11 protein-coding genes are annotated in these 14,596 nt (G+C 38.3%); 1 reads left to right on the top strand and 10 read right to left on the bottom strand.

Translation table 11 applies throughout. The features are described 5' to 3' along the window. Window positions 1-5: 5 nt before the first annotated feature. The 9 genes from AAEZ18_RS09735 to AAEZ18_RS09695 form a co-directional block, all read right to left on the bottom strand. The gene (locus AAEZ18_RS09735; RefSeq protein WP_350594606.1) at window positions 6-1,016 is read right to left on the bottom strand and encodes a glycosyltransferase family 9 protein; all 1,011 of its coding nucleotides are present in this window, start codon (window positions 1,014-1,016) and stop codon (window positions 6-8) included. Between the two features lie 64 nt (window positions 1,017-1,080). Then, window positions 1,081-1,398, bottom strand: a complete 318-nt coding sequence (locus AAEZ18_RS09730) for a hypothetical protein (protein ID WP_350594608.1) — start codon at window positions 1,396-1,398, stop codon at window positions 1,081-1,083. A 140-nt stretch (window positions 1,399-1,538) separates the two neighbouring features. Then, window positions 1,539-2,738: a restriction endonuclease subunit S gene (locus AAEZ18_RS09725; protein WP_350594611.1), complete on the bottom strand. Its 1,200-nt coding sequence runs from the start codon at window positions 2,736-2,738 to the stop codon at window positions 1,539-1,541. Next, window positions 2,735-4,315, bottom strand: coding sequence for a type I restriction-modification system subunit M (locus AAEZ18_RS09720; RefSeq protein ID WP_350594613.1), 1,581 nt, complete (start codon window positions 4,313-4,315; stop codon window positions 2,735-2,737). The genes AAEZ18_RS09725 and AAEZ18_RS09720 overlap by 4 nt, the downstream gene beginning before the upstream one ends. 133 nt (window positions 4,316-4,448) lie before the next feature. Next, window positions 4,449-4,667 carry a hypothetical protein gene (locus AAEZ18_RS09715; protein ID WP_350594615.1) on the bottom strand — a complete coding sequence of 73 codons (219 nt, stop codon included), beginning with the start codon at window positions 4,665-4,667 and terminating at the stop codon, window positions 4,449-4,451. Continuing rightward, a complete protein-coding gene (locus AAEZ18_RS09710; protein ID WP_350594617.1) occupies window positions 4,645-5,388 on the bottom strand; it encodes a virulence RhuM family protein in 744 nt (247 codons plus the stop codon). Before AAEZ18_RS09710 ends, AAEZ18_RS09715 begins: the two co-directional genes overlap by 23 nt. Then, window positions 5,389-8,832, bottom strand: coding sequence for a type I restriction endonuclease subunit R (locus tag AAEZ18_RS09705; RefSeq protein WP_350594619.1), 3,444 nt, complete (start codon window positions 8,830-8,832; stop codon window positions 5,389-5,391). A 70-nt stretch (window positions 8,833-8,902) separates the two neighbouring features. Next, window positions 8,903-10,039, bottom strand: coding sequence for a CRISPR-associated ring nuclease Csm6 (gene csm6, locus AAEZ18_RS09700; RefSeq protein ID WP_350594621.1), 1,137 nt, complete (start codon window positions 10,037-10,039; stop codon window positions 8,903-8,905). 169 nt (window positions 10,040-10,208) lie between these two features. Then, on the bottom strand, window positions 10,209-11,804 hold the full coding sequence (locus tag AAEZ18_RS09695) for a hypothetical protein (RefSeq protein WP_350594623.1): 1,596 nt from the start codon (window positions 11,802-11,804) through the stop codon (window positions 10,209-10,211). Between the two features lie 418 nt (window positions 11,805-12,222). Between AAEZ18_RS09695 and AAEZ18_RS09690 the strand changes: the two genes are divergently transcribed. Beyond that, the gene (locus AAEZ18_RS09690) at window positions 12,223-13,743 is read left to right on the top strand and encodes a catalase (protein WP_182683415.1); all 1,521 of its coding nucleotides are present in this window, start codon (window positions 12,223-12,225) and stop codon (window positions 13,741-13,743) included. A 309-nt stretch (window positions 13,744-14,052) separates the two neighbouring features. On the opposite strand, the gene AAEZ18_RS09685 is transcribed toward AAEZ18_RS09690, so the two are convergent. Then, a complete protein-coding gene (locus tag AAEZ18_RS09685; protein ID WP_350552220.1) occupies window positions 14,053-14,496 on the bottom strand; it encodes a hypothetical protein in 444 nt (147 codons plus the stop codon). Window positions 14,497-14,596: the final 100 nt, after the last annotated feature.

The following is a 14,596-nucleotide window of genomic DNA, read 5'->3' as shown; positions in this document are numbered from 1 at the left end:
TTAACTTATAATATCTCTTTAACTGATTCCAAAACGTCAACAACTGAAAAGTCGTCAAAATAGTTATCTATATTTCGGGAACCAAAAATGACTTTTGAATTCGGTCTGCTAGGGGGCACCCAGGGGTTACCTCTGTGTGGCAGTTGAGGATAAATGCTAACGATATTTTTATTAAGCCCTTCAGCTATATGCACAATAGCTGTATCAACAGATATGATTAAGCTAGCACCAGATATATACTCAATTGCATCATATATTGTAACAATATCTTCGGCACAAATTACTTCTCTTCGATTCACTTCTTTTATTATTTTATCTGCAATAACCTTTGTTGATGGCGAGTAAATAACAACAATTTTCTTAGCAGGAAAAGCATCGCTAATTTTATTTAATAGCTCTACAGACTTTGTGAAACTGAATGTTCGATATTTTTTACTGCCAAAAGGGTTAAAAATAATAGTGTCTTTTGATATTTTTTTGTTGTTTTTTGTTTGTGGGATAAAGTAACTCTCAACTACATATTCAGTAAGTAGACTGGAGATATATTGATACTTATCGTTAAAGTTCATTCCCCTAGTTAATTGACCGAGCTTAAAGTTAACAAGCTTTTGCTTATCGTCTAAAGCGAAAACATTCTGAGGCTTCAAAAGCAGAGCCATCATTAAGTCATAAAATCGGAAATACCCAATTGGGTGGACTACAGTGTCAATTTTAGGTAAAAACCCTTTCAACTTGTAAATATCTCTTAACGACAGCTTCTTTTCTATGGTAAAAACTTGTTCATCATTTAGCTTCAAATGTTCAATATAATAATTCGATAAGGCTTTTGTTGTTACAACATACAAGTTCTTAGTGGGATCATTTTGTAAAGATTGGGCTAATAAAGAAGAAACTATAGAATCTCCAACCTTTCCATCCCACCTCACTAATAGTATATTTTTTGAATCGACTTTATTTGTATTACCAACTCCATTGTCGATAATAACATTGAAAATAAACCTTAATAATTTGATCAAATCCCTTTAACCTCACAAGTTCAATTTTTTAATTCATTAATGTGTATAAATACTCTGTCCGTGGTCAATAAAATTTGGCCACAGTTTTATACCCCTTGTATCTAACCCCAGGTTCATTTCGCGCTAAAGCGGCATCATAATGATGCGGTCTAACGTCGTTGTAATATCCGTTGATATAATCACTAACGCTATGCTCTTCAGAATTGAATCCGCACTTCTTTTTAGTTAACACATCTCTAAAGGTATGTGATGCACCTAAACAATTATTATTTTTACGATGAAAGCCACGGTAGGTATTTGAGCCTAAGCTTTTTAATACCAATTTCTCGTAGCTGAGTAATGGCGTGGGTGTTAAAAATACCGTATCGCCCACTTCGTTCATGCGTTTTATTTACGCCTGCATTTTTATTTATCCTTACGCGTGAAGTAAGCAGCTTGTTTTGTAAGCTGGCTTTTGATTATGTTGTTATTTAATTCACGCTCTGTCATATAACGTCCTTGTTCTTATTTTTATAAATAGCGTTATAGTTCGCCAGCAAAGGCTTTTTGGCTTAATGAGTTAAATTCTTGCTCACTCAATCCATCACTTGCTTTAACCTTATTTGAAAGAGCCCTTACAGAGAGATATACTTCTTTGAACTTTTCCTGAGTATTTATGTCGGGTAAAGGTACTTGTACATCTTTGATTTTCGCTAATGTGAGTCTTGTAATAGCTGCACCTGCCATATTCGCAGTTAAAACTAATTTTGTTCTTGGATGATTCAAAAACATGCATAAAAACTCTGAGTTAACTAATTCAAAATTTGGCTTTAAGAGAGCCAAACTTGAAAGCATACTGAACTCAAAGTCATATTCATTTATTGCAGCAAGGCCGGTCGTTGCGCCATCTTTAATGTAGAGAACATCATCTTTTTCAGGATTGCACCTAGAGAATATTTTTTTATGTTCTTCTTCCGACACGTACCAAGGTTTAGCATGAAATTCTAACCCTGTTTTCTTCAAATGTTTTGCTGTTACGTAAGGCACGCCTTTTTCAACTATAGGCGGTGAATGATGAGTGCCATCTGTAATCTTTCTACACAAAAAGGCGAGAGGCTTCAATTCCCATCCCTTTGGATTAGTGACGGGGTCGCCGAACATATCTAGGAATACGCTGCGTAGGAAGTCGTCGGCGAGTTTAATGGCTTGTTGGCGTTTGCGGCGGATGGCATCGGCTTTATCTAAAATCGCGGCAATGCGCTTTTGCTCGTCTAATGGTGGTACTTCAACATCCAGTTTAGCTAGATTTCCTCTCGAAATCCTTTGCCGAGTAGTACCAGTCACATATTGTAAGACTTGATTATTAAAATGTTTAGAGTTAATTAAATGCATTAACCAACGAGTATCTATTTGATCAGAAGCAGGTCTTATAATACAAATATCTACAACAGTTACACATTTCTGTTGAACTTGAGGGAAAATACAAGCTCTACCAATTGGATCTGGCATTCTAGCAACAAGGATGTCACCTTCAACAAGATAAGTGCAGTTTAGATCATTTGCACGCTCTTCAGTCATGAAACGATTAGATTTATCTATGAATTTCCCCACACCGATATCTGCTAATTGAATTAATCGAACTGAACCATCTGGGTTTTGATCTTTGCTTTCAATCCAGTTTCCATCAGAAAACACGCCTTCTTTTGAAATCAAATCTTTAAACTTTTTCAATTTGATCTTCACAGCATTTTCTCCAACGCTTTTAGGTCGTCAAGAATTTCATTTTCCAAGCTCACTAATTTACCTAAAATTTCTTTTGGCGGTTCGTAGCTTTCTTCCTCGTATACCACTTCTTTGTAGCGGTTGATTGATAGGTCGTATTTATTGCTGGCTATGTCGTCTTTACTTACCCAAAAGGCTTTCTGGGTTTTATCGTTAGCATCACTTGTCGCCGCTGTTTTATCGCGTGCTTTAAATTCGCTGATTAAGCTTGGTAAATCGTTAGCTTTTATTGGGGTGCGTTTGTCGTCGAGGCTAAAGCCATCGGCTTGCACGTCGTAAAACCAGACGTGATCAGTGCTGCCGCCTTTGGTAAATATAAGTATGGCGGTTGAAACACCGGCGTAGGGTTTAAACACGCCACTTGGCAGTGAAATTACCGCTTCTAGCTGGTTATTGTCTACCAATAATTGGCGCAGTTGAACGTGCGCTTTTGATGAGCCAAATAATACGCCATCAGGCACGATAGTGGCCGACTGCCCGCCCACTTTTAACATGCGCTCTATAAGGGCAACAAATAGCAGCTCAGTTTTTTTAGTTTTTACTTTGCGTAATAACTCAGGGCATACGTCTTCTTCGTCTAGGCTGCCTTTAAATGGCGGGTTGGCGAGTATTATGTCGTACCCTTCTTTTGCCTTTTGCGGGTAATGCTCTTTAAAGTTTTGGCTTAGGGTATCTTGATAATGAATGCCCGGTTGTTTAATGCCGTGCATTACTAGGTTCATGGCGGCTACGCGTAGCATGGTGGCGTCAAAGTCAAAGCCGTTGAACATGTTTGTATCTATGTGGCTGCGCTGTTCTGGGGTAATTAAATCACCTGAGTAGAGTAGGTTTTCCAGCGGTTTGCCACTGTCATCACATTGTACGTTGCCATTTACGTCAAGCACTGGCTCGCGCTCTATGCCCTCGGCTGATGTGTATTTTTGTAATAGGTATTCGTAACTTACTGACAAGAAGCCACCGGTGCCGGTTGATGGGTCACAAATTTGGCTGGTGGTGCTTGGATCCATCATTTCGACCATGGCGCGTATAATATGGCGCGGGGTTCTAAATTGGCCGTTAATGCCTGCGGTAGTGAGTTTACTTAATAGGTATTCGTACAAATCGCCTTTGGTGTCTGAGTTTTCAAGCGGTAGGTCGTTTACCATTTCAACGGCTTTTACCAATAAGCTTTGCTTTTGAATCATTAATTGCGCGTCTTTCATAAACTCATTAAATACCGCGCCTTCTGGCGATACGTCGTCTGAGGTTTTTGAAAAAAACGGAAACAGCTCATCTTTAACCAGTTTGTATAACTCTTCGGCCCCTAAATGGCGCAGGTTTTGCCAACGAATGTGTTGTTCGGCGTCGTTAAAGCGGCGGTTAAACGGCTGCTTAGTACGCGCACTTCGTTTTTCGTCGGCTTGCTCGTTCATGTCGAGCATACGGGCGTACATTAAAAAAGTAATTTGCTCTACTACGGTTAGCGGGTTAGTTATTCCGCCTGTCCAAAATTCTTCCCATAGTTTGTCTATTTTACTTTTTAAAGGTCCGGTGATCATAGTTTTCCTATTTTGAGCGGTTTGTTGCGCTCATTGTATTGGTTAAATTTTATATCATGGTGTCGGATGGCGCTTTGCCTATTCAACATCGTCGGATGGCGCTTTGGCTTATCCGACCTACGTTTTGTGCTATTTAATTTTGGCTTAATAAATTTTCGATTAAGCGAATAATGGTGTCTTTTTCTTTAGGGTTTGACTCTGCTACTAATAAGGTTATTGCCGCTAAGCCTGTGTCGTTTATTACTGGTTGGTAATTTTCATTTAACAGGCGTTGATTACGATTTAAAAAATCAACAAATAAAAATGCTGCGGTGCGTTTATTGCCATCACTAAATGTAGGCAGGCTCGCCAAATACACTTTGACCTAACGCGCCCCAAATTGCATTAAGGCCGTTGTTACGCTCTTGTGCAAATAACTTAGTGGCTTCACCTTTATTTATAAGGTTTTGCTTAAGCTGTGAAATCGCGATTTTTGCATCATTAAGTGGTGTAAGTGCACCGCCTAACTCTCCTTTTGGTGAATTAAGTAGCCCCTCATCGTACTGTTGCAGCCATAAAAAGGTTTGCGTGTAACTGGCAATTATATCTACAAGCCCTGCACCAAACTCACTGTTTTGTGGCAAAACAGCAATACGTTTAACGAGTTGTAATGCGTTATCTAGCTCTGTTGCATTTTGTGCTAATCGCTCTTGGTTTAAAGTGTAGCCTTTTAATAAATGCTGCTTTAATGTTTTAGTTGCCCATTGGCGAAAGCGCGTTGCTTGGGTTGAGTTAACGCGGTAGCCCACGGAAATAATAGCATCAAGATTGTAAAATTTAGTTTTTGATTTTTGTGTTTTCCCAGCTATTGCACCGTGTTCAGTGGTTTGTTCCAAAATGGAACTAACCACTTCTTGCTCCAGTTCACCAGTCTTAAAAATATTAGACAAGTGCTTTGTAATAGCGGGTCGCTTCGTTCCAAATAAATCAGCCATTTGCGCTTGAGACATCCAAAGCGATTCATCTTTAAATTGAATATCAAAAGATAACGAACCATCCGGAGTTTGGTATATAACAACACCTTGATTAGCCATTTACAATCTCACCTCTTTTTCAACAGATTGGTTTTTATCACCCAATTGTACATCAAACTGCTTAATAAATTGCTCTATTACGTCGGCTTGTTGCTGGCTAAATACGCCATCGAGCCCCATGTCGTGTATTTGTGTAAAAGGTGCGTCGTAAAGCTGGGCTATTTCAATAGAGCCGTGGCGAATTAGGTGGTTTTTTAACATACCAATAAAGCGCTGTTGCTTGGCATTAACATGGGTGTGTATTTGCTGCACAAAGGTTGTAAAGCTTTGCTCTATGGCGTTTTTATCCATACCTACTATGGTACGCAATATTTTGTCGAGAGTCGCGGTTGATTCGGGAAAAAACTCTTTTAATGTATTTAAATCAACACTTGGGTTTTGCGTATGCACTAACGAGCTTAATTGCGCTAAGTCAGCCTCGGTTACTTGTTCGCCATTGCGGATTTTTTTAAGTACGCTGTCGGTTTCAAATAATGGGGTTAGTGTTTTTTCTACCTCTTGTCGGTATATTTGATAATCAATAGAGACTATTTTTGTAAGCCTGTCGGCTTCGTGTATTTGGTTTGCGTCTTCTTTTATATCAAGCACAAAGTCATTTTTTGGCGGTGTTATGTCTTTATTACGCAGGTGTATAATACTGCGTAAATTAATGCGGCTTTGCTCAAGCGCTGCATGGGTTAAATACTGCCAATATTGCTCGGTTTGTATTTCCGCTATTGCGGGTGCTTTACCACGCACTTCGTTTAAGTGCATTTGAAGCGACTCAACTTTGTTCATTACATTTTGCTTGGCTAAATCAATTTGGCTGGCATCGGTTAGTAACAACGTTTGAATGGTGGTTAGCTCAGAATCAAATTTATAGGCTTCACTTTGCCCCATTATGTTACGCCATTGCATAAGCGGCGCAACTTCTTCTAGTAACGTTTGTACATCATCAGGAATAAACTGATTAAGGCGTTTTAGGTCTTTAAAGGTTTCGACTACTTGCCAGTTGTCGCGCACCGATATTGATTCCATTGGCAGTAAGCAAATATCGTCGTGTATTAATTTGATTGTTTGGTCAAACACATCCATATTGGCTTTTTTAAGGGCGGTTTGTGCAAGGGTTACCCGCGCTTCAAATAGCTTTTGTAATAAGGATTTAGCTTGTTTTACATCTTCTTCTTCTGGGTTTTCGTCAAAGTATTCAAAATTTGCCCAGTGGTCGAATATTAAAAAGTGGGTTTTGTGCTTGCCAGGGCCATATAGGTTTTCGCATAAGCGTGTGCCACGGCCAATCATTTGCCAAAATTTTACTTTTGATTTTATGGGTTTTGCAAATACGAGGTTTACACATTCAGGTACGTCTATGCCGGTGTCGAGCATATCGACCGATACGGCTATGCGTACGCTGTTTTCGTCGCTTGATTTAAAGTCGTCTATTAGCTCTTCAGCGCGTTCGTACTTTGAGTGAATAACGCGGCAAAAATTAGCACCATGTTGTGGGTAAAGCTCGCTAAACAGCTGCGCCATTAATTCGGCGTGGGCTATGTTACGGGCAAATATAATAGTTTTACCTGGTAGCTGGCCGTCTTTATCGCGCAGGCCTTTTTCCATTAAGTTACGTAGTATTAGCCTGTTGGTGTCTTTATTTTTAATGGCTTCGTCTATTTGTTTTGCGTCAAAGTCGAGCTCGTTCGGATCAATCCCTTGCTCTTCTAGTTGGGCTATTTGCTCATCGGTTAGGTTATCTTTTTTAATGCCTTCGCGTAAAAATTGTGTGGTGTAACTTACAATTTTGTAAGGGACCAAGTTGCCTTGTTCTATGGCGTCTTCAAGTGGGTAATTGGCTGTTGGCATTTTGTAATCACAGCTAAATAAATCACAGGTTGAGCGCGATACCATTTCAACCGGCGTGGCGGTTAAGCCCACTTCTAGCGCGTCAAAGTATTTAAAAATATCACCATAAATATTATAAATTGAACGGTGCGATTCATCGGCTACTATTAGGTCAAAGTGGCCTACGTCGTACTTGTTCATTATACGCAGCATGCCTGGGTAGGTTGCTATAAAAACACGCGCACTTGCTGCGGTGTTTTTAGCGCTTTTGCCTACAATGTGTACTGGCTCTTTGGTGTGTTCAGTAAAGGCATTACCCGCTTGTTTACGTAGCTCTTTTCGATCACATAAAAATAGTACGCGCTTAGCCCAACCTGCATCGAGCAGCCGTTTGGCAAGGGCAATAGATACGCGTGTTTTACCTGTGCCGGTTGCTTGCACAATAAGCGCTTTGCGGTGTTTATCACTAAAGCGCTCACACACACGAGTTATGGTTTCCATTTGATACAAACGCCCTGCTACTGCGGTATCTATTGGCGTGGTGCTTAGCTCTTTTTTAAGTGTGCGCTGCTTTATTAAGTATTGCAGGGAATCTTTTGAGTAGTAACCGTATAAACCACGGCTGTTATAACCTTGCGCGTCATCAAGAATTTTTATATCCCAGCCGTTTGAATAAAAAATAACGGGGCGTTGACCATATTGCTTTTCGAGCGCGTTGGCATAAAGCGTTGCTTGCTGGCGGCCTTTTTCGATATTTTCGCGGGTGCGTTTTGCCTCAATTACGCCAAGTGGCTTGCCATCGTCATCCCATAATACGTAATCAACATAACCTATGCCTGTTGTTGTAGGTTGGCCTGTTACTTTTATCTCTTTGCCAACGTCTTCTGTTGATTCGTCGTCAAGTGCAACATGCCAGCCTGCATTACGCAGGTCTAAATCGATGATACGTTTACGAGTTTCATCTTCATTAAAGTTAAAGCTTGAGTTAACAATTTGCTCATTTCGGGTTTTAACCTGAGTAAGCTTTTCTGCATCAATAGTTTGTTTTAGTTTTGCAGCTTGCTGCTGCGCTTGTTTTTGTGCAAGCTCTGCGGCTTCTAGTTCGTCAAGTGCGCGTTTTAAACGGGCTTGATTTTCGGCTAATTGTTGAGTGAGTTGCTTGTTCTTTTTAGCAAACTGGGCATCGCTTTGATTGCTAGGTTGTGCTTGCTCAGGCGCTTTAAACTCTGGGCATTCTTGTTGCGTGCCATTGGCATAAGCCATAAACAAATAAGAGGCTACAAAGTAGCTTTCTTTTAATATCCAAATAGCTTGTTGTTGATCTACTTTGCCTTCATGCGCGGCTTGGTTGCCACTTTTACGTATGGCATGGAGCTTATCGGTAATTAAACGCGGCACGGCACTGGTAAAGTCGTCGGCGGTGAGTTTATCGAAAATGTTAGACGTTGGTAAAACAGGTAAGCTAAGTTCTTTGTATAAGTAGCCTACTACTTTTTCGGCAAAGCAACGCAGCTTAACCAGTGAGCTTTGTGGATCGGTAATCGCATAGTCTTCTGCAAAAGCGGCTAACTGGTGTAGCTCTGGCCACTTAGATTGAATATGTTCAAAGTTCATTGACTGCTTCATTCCTGATTACTTCCTTATCAACTAATTTACCATGCGTTATTATTTTTATGCGTTTGCAAGCTTGAGAATATTAAGCTGTTATATTTATTTTTATGTTACTTGTTGCTGCACTTAACCAATAGCTTGTTTCAAAGCTTTGGTTATTAGAGTCAATCGCTACTTTTTTAGCAAGCTCGTTTGGTAACACCTTATTTATTTTATTGTTTATGCGGCTGCGCGTTTGTTGCACAAAGGTTTTTTCCATTACTTTCAAATCATTGTATAAACCATCTCTGAAATCTTCGGGCTCTATGCCAAAGGTGTCGCGGAATATACGTAAATCACTACTATTTTGCTGTAAAAGCATGAGATATTCTTTGCTGTAACGCAAAGACTCTTCAAAATCACGACCCACAACTAGCTTTTTATGTTCACTTTGGCTGTATTGGTTTAACCATAAATAAAAGGCGGTTTCTTTTGCGGTAAGCTTAATTTCAATACCTGCAAAAGTGAGCGTTTTTGCTTTTGCGTTTACTTCAAGGGTTAAATCTTTTTTATGGGCTGAATTTAAACTTGCTACTGTTTGACTAAACGATGCGCTCTGCATTGAAGCAATTAGAGTTTCGTCTATAGATTGGCGCATTCGTACAAATGGGATTTCGGCAAGGGTTACCTTTGCATTAATACAGTTTACTTGTGTGCCATTTTTGCCATCAATAATATGGTCATAAGGTGTTGGGTAGTAAAAATCTCTGACAAATTCAAATTCGTTATTCACAAATACATGACTGAGTGAATCTTGCTCGCGCCCTAACAATGACATTGCATAACCTAAATAAAACGCCATTGTTTTGCGTCCACCAGCAATAGATGCATGAATGCTAATATCGTTTTTATTAGTAAGTTCAAACACTTTACGGGTAATAAAGTCGGCCATGTAGGTTTGTTCTATTTCAGATTTAGCATCATTAATAGGTTGGCCTTTATCGTCTTCTATTAGCCATATATTTTCATCGGGAAGTTTAATATTGGGAAGTTTATAATCTGCTATTAGTTTAGCTAAATGACCTTGCTTAAATAGCCCATCAGTAAGCATAACCTTTGTGCTTTTTGTTGTAATAACAAAAATCTCTTCAGGAATTTGCTTACCTTGCTGGTGAAGCGCAAAAAGAGTTTCGGTTAATACTTGTGGGCTTGCACCTGTCACAATAAGTAGAATGTGTTTCATCAAGAATCCTTTCGTATGAGATTGTTATATCTTATCCCAAAGGCTGCTTAAGTGAAACTAGAAGTGCTTATGTTATTGAGTTAATTAATTTATATTGTATTTTTTAACATCATTTTGTTAACTTTAAATAAGTTGTTACCTATTTAAAGTTAACACTATTTTGGTATAACTATTTTTTGTTTGCTTTTTTAGCCTGTTTTTTAGCTATTTTTTGCTTTTGACGATTAACTTGTTTAAATGTTGTTGTTTGGCTAATAAAGGAATTATCTCGCATTAGTGCCTTGCCTACAGGAAGCTTTAAAAATTGTTTAGCTTTTTCATACCCTAGTTGAGCCGACTCTTTTATTAACGCTTTTAACCCAAAGCTGCATTTTACTTTGCCACAACTTGCTAGCTCTTCTTTCATCAACATTGCTATTTCAAACTGAATTTGTGCTTTTAGTTTTATATTTTTTTCTAACTTTATTGCGACACAACCAATCTCTATAGCGGTTACTCTGTGCGCAGTGTGTTCTTTTAATATGCTAAATAACCGAGTTTGGTAATACACTGTGCCCGGCAAATTTTTATAAGTATTAATAAGCTCGCTAACTACATTTAATTTTGGTGTTTTACCCCAGTAACCAAAGTAATCACAAAATGCTTTTAAATATTGATACCCTGGTGCTTGCGTTGCTTGAGCTGTAATTAACGCCGTACGAGCTCGTTTTTTTGCCAAATCGTTTTCTTTATCTGTTAGCCATAATTCGAGTTTATTTGCAGCATCGATAGTAAATGAGTTAATTTCTTTATACTCAACCCCCTGCTTAACCCAATGATTATAAATACTATCATCTGATCTATAGTGTTTTTTCTGCAAAGCAACAATAGCTTGATGATAACCATGCTTTGCAGACTCCTCACAAAGAATCCACGCTCTTTTAGACTGACCTATTACACTTAAATAATTAGCATATAAAAAGTATGATTCACCCGTAGTGCATTCTTTTATAGCCTGTTTATAACAATACTCTGCATTTATAGTTTTAGACTCTTCTAAAAATTTTTGCTCGTATGCTTGTGCATATAATTGCCACGTACCTGAAGCATTTAATGAATGCGCCCGAGATAACCAATACTCTAAATCTTTTTTATTTAGTGTGTTATACGCTTTTTTATTTGTTTTATTACTCAAAGTAGATACTTGATTTTTTATTGAAAGCAATTGCGAATACGCTTGCTCGGCAATTGCTAAATTTGCTTGGGGGCATCCATTTAAAGCAAGGTTTACATTAGAAACGGTATTTTCTAAAACAGGCTCTTGCCATATAGCCTGCTCTCCTAGCTCATTTGCTAAATTAAAGTAAGAAAACTGAGCTAGTTCAAAAGTAGCCTTTAGTGTTTGCTTTACTTGTGTACGACTACAACTAACAACTGAACGCCAACTCCCTTCCCACTCCTGAGATGCATGAACCCCATGATTAGTGCTTGTTCTTATTAGGCTTAACTCATCAATAATATAAGTTGGAACCGTAGATAAAAGCTTTAACTGATTTATTTTTTGACTAAGATCTGAATTTTTAGCTAACTTTAAATTAAAAAACTGTGCTGTTTGATGGCACCAAACCTCAGCAAACAAGCGAGCTTTGAGTAAAGCGCAACTATGGTCGGTTGAATAATAATATTCCATTTCGTTTGCTAAACGATATAGTTCCGGAAAAGTTGATTTAATAAATTCAAAATTGGTGATCGAAACTGAATGAGTTGTTTGTTGCATTGTTAACATTATTTAAGCCTTGTGTACTTTAAGGCCTTTAATATTAAATTAAAAAATTTATTAAAGAGGATCGCAAGCTTGCAAAGTAGTTTTAACTATTTTGTTTAATACAAGGAAATATCATTCATAGCATACTTATTTATGTTTGCCGTACTGCTTTAGAAGACTCAAAACATACCTTAGAAATAAAATGATCTTTACTTTTAAAGTTTATTTAACGTGCTTTTCGTCCCCACATTGTTATTTTTAAATTTATTGTGCTCAACCACTGCTGATCAAAAAGCCTTTTTATAAAACTTTAAATACCATTTTTTACAGGGATCTACCTCGGCTAATTCTCGTACTATACTATTTGGGCTATTAGTATAGTATTGAGTGATCAGTGTATTTTGTTTTTATTCTAAATAATCATTAAAGGAGCAATTGTATGAGTGATAAAAGATGTCCTTTTGACCATACCCCTCTCACCACTAACAGCGGTGCGCCTGTTGTTGATAACCAAAATAGTATGACCGCTGGTAAGCGTGGGCCATTACTTGCTCAAGACGTTTGGCTAAATGAAAAGCTGGCAAATTTTGTACGCGAAGTTATTCCAGAGCGCCGTATGCATGCAAAGGGTTCTGGCGCGTTTGGCACATTTACTGTTACTAACGACATTAGTAAGTATTCTTGTGCAAAAATATTCAGCGAAGTTGGTAAAAAAACCGAAATGTTTGCTCGATTTAGTACGGTAGCAGGTGAACGTGGCGCTGCTGATGCTGAGCGTGATATTCGTGGGTTTGCATTAAAGTTTTATACCGAAGAAGGCAATTGGGATATGGTGGGTAATAATACCCCTGTATTCTTTTTACGTGATCCACTTAAATTCCCAGATTTGAATAAAGCGGTAAAGCGCGATCCTCGTACTAATATGCGCTCTGCAACTAACAATTGGGACTTTTGGACTTTATTACCTGAAGCACTCCATCAAGTAACGGTTGTAATGAGTGATCGTGGTATACCTGCCTCGTATAGACATATGCATGGTTTTGGCTCACACACCTATAGTTTGTGGAATGAAGCCGGTGAGCGCTTTTGGGTGAAATTTCATTTTCGTACACAGCAAGGTATTAAAAACTTAACCGATGCAGAAGCTGCTGAAATAGTTGCTATGGATCGTGAAAGTAATCAAAAAGATTTATTTGAATCGATTGAGCGCGGCGACTTCCCTAAATGGAAAATGTATGTGCAAATTATGCCTGAAGCCGAAGCTGATAACGTCCCGTATCACCCTTTTGATTTAACTAAAGTATGGCCTAAAGCTGATTACCCACTGATTGAAGTAGGTGAGTATGAGTTAAATAAAAACGCTGATAACTACTTTGCTGACGTAGAGCAAGCTGCTTTTGCACCGAGTAATTTAGTACCTGGAATTGGTGTATCACCAGATAAAATGCTACAAGCCCGCTTAATTAACTACGCTGATGCACAGCGCTACCGTGTAGGTGTGAATCATAATCAAGTGCCGGTAAATCAACCTCGCTGCCCTGTTAATAGCAATGCGCGCGATGGACAAGGCCGTGTTGATGGTAACTATGGCGCAAGGCCACACTACGAACCGAATAGCTTTGGCCAGTGGCAAGAGCAGTCACAATATGTTGAACCGCCACTTAAAATTAATGGCGATGCTAAACATTACGACTTCCGTGAAGACGATAGCGACTACTTTAGCCAACCACGCGCTCTTTTTAACTTAATGAATGATGAGCAAAAACAAGCGCTATTTAGTAATACGGCGGCACAAATGGGTGATACCTATGACTTTATTAAATATCGTCATATTCGTAACTGTAATCAGTGCGATCCTGCCTATGGTGAAGGTGTTGCTAAAGCCCTTGGAATGACGGTTGCTGATGCAATAAAAGCACGTGAAACAGACCCTGCAAAACATTTACCTGGCTGCTTATAAACTATTAGTTATATCTAAATTTTGATATTACAGCTAGAAACACAGTTTTGATAAGCAAGGATGCTTTGTAATATTTGCTGCCCTTAAAGGGCAAATAATTTTATTGGCTTAATAGTGTAACCCGGTCTATTTGTGAGTTTTATGCTAAAACGCAGTTATTGCTAGCTGGCTTTTCTAACAAAAAGCCAGCTAATTACAGCAGTAATAAATGTGGTTAACCTTAGTCTGTGGTTTAATTTATATAGCCCATTTAAATAATGCACTTATATATTCTCCCTTATACCAGTTCCACTACATAATTAACCTTCTCTATTCATGACAGCTAATCATAAAAAATTCAAAACCGTTTTTCTGCTCGCTTAAGCCTTGATTAAAGCCAGCCGACACATATAAAAAGCCATCATTTGCTACAAGCTGTTTAAGCTTATTTACACTATCAGAAAAGTCATCCATAAAATTAGTCTCGGAGTTTTCAAGCAACTTTTTATGCCCAAATAAAGCCTTTGGTGTGTACTGATTTGATTTAACAAATTCAGTTAACGTATCTTGATTAGAAAAGGTTTTAAAACCATGTTTACACTCGGCTAAAAATGCTAATAAATCCGCAAAGTCAACTTCAACAAATGTTGACTCTTCCATTACCCGAATAAAGGTTAAAATTAAATCATTTGAAAAAGTATCACCAAACTGACTTTTAATTGACTCTGTTATGTCATTTTTAACTTCAAGCGGGAACGCTTTATAACTTTTCATACTAAACTCCTTTTATTGATATATTTAACTTATGTATTTAAATACGCCATGTATTTAATCGCTAAATTTTTAATTACTTATAAATGCACCTTTTAAAATG

The sequence above is a fragment of the Pseudoalteromonas sp. 19-MNA-CIBAN-0066 genome, from assembly GCF_040308705.1.
In the GTDB taxonomy this organism is placed as follows: Bacteria; Pseudomonadota; Gammaproteobacteria; order Enterobacterales; family Alteromonadaceae; genus Pseudoalteromonas; species Pseudoalteromonas nigrifaciens.
This window is presented reverse-complemented; position numbering and strand designations above follow the sequence as displayed.